The organism is Mesorhizobium sp. M1E.F.Ca.ET.041.01.1.1 (genome assembly GCF_003997355.1).
Classification (GTDB): Bacteria; Pseudomonadota; Alphaproteobacteria; order Rhizobiales; family Rhizobiaceae; genus Mesorhizobium.
Genome location: NZ_RZSL01001147.1, coordinates 1 through 750 on the forward strand (window position 1 = coordinate 1; position 750 = coordinate 750).

Sequence of the window (750 nt, forward strand, 5' to 3'; positions counted from 1 at the left end):
TCCCCTCGAGGGGGAGGGTTTGGCCAGGCGCTCGGCGAGCTGTCGGGCAGCGTTGGCGCGCGGCGATTTTTCGGTGCGAAAGCGCATCAGCCGCCGCTCCAGGTCGGCGCTGTCGCCGCCCAGCCCGCGCTCGGTGAGCAGCACGGCAAGCGTCGCCGCTTCGAGCGCCTGCCCAGCCTTTGCCGCTTCAGCCACCATATGCGCCAGCCGCACCGGCAGCGCCAATTTGCGCATCGCCAGGGCGCGCGGCGAGCGCGGCCGCTTCGTGCTCGCCAATGGTTCCGGCGCGACGGTCGATGCCGCCGATCCGTTGGCCGGCGGGACCTGGCTGGTCGTCGCCGACCTGCAGGGCAAGGCGCAGAACGCCCGCATCACCGCCGCCGCGCCCGTCGACGAGGCCGATATCCGTGCCGCGCTCGCCGACCGAATCGAGACGAAACGAGAAGCCAGCTTCGATCGCGAACGGCGTGCCGTGCGCGTGCGCGAGACCGCGCGGCTTGGCGCCATCACGCTTTCCGAGCGCATGCTGCCGGCGCCTTCGGGCGCGGACGCCGACCGCGCCATCCTCGATGCGCTGCGCGAGCACGGCCTGTCACTGCTCGACTGGGGCAAGGAGGGAGAGACGCTGCGCCAGCGGCTGGGCTGGCTCAATCGCGGCCTCGGCGCACCTTGGCCCGATGTCTCGGACCAGGCGCTGCTCGACCGCCTCGACGACTGGTTGCTGCCCTTCCTCGCCGGCGACGCCTCTTT

Annotated in this window: 2 pseudogenes; one reads left to right on the forward strand and one right to left on the reverse strand. The window is 72.1% G+C overall.

What is annotated here, in order from left to right:
* A pseudogene (locus tag EOA38_RS38010) lies at positions 1-237 on the reverse strand (hypothetical protein); the annotation flags it as partial.
* Here EOA38_RS38010 and EOA38_RS38015 point away from each other — a divergent pair.
* Positions 230-750 (forward strand): annotated as a pseudogene (locus EOA38_RS38015) (ATP-dependent helicase HrpB); the annotation flags it as partial. The pseudogenes EOA38_RS38010 and EOA38_RS38015 sit on opposite strands and share 8 nt — an antisense overlap.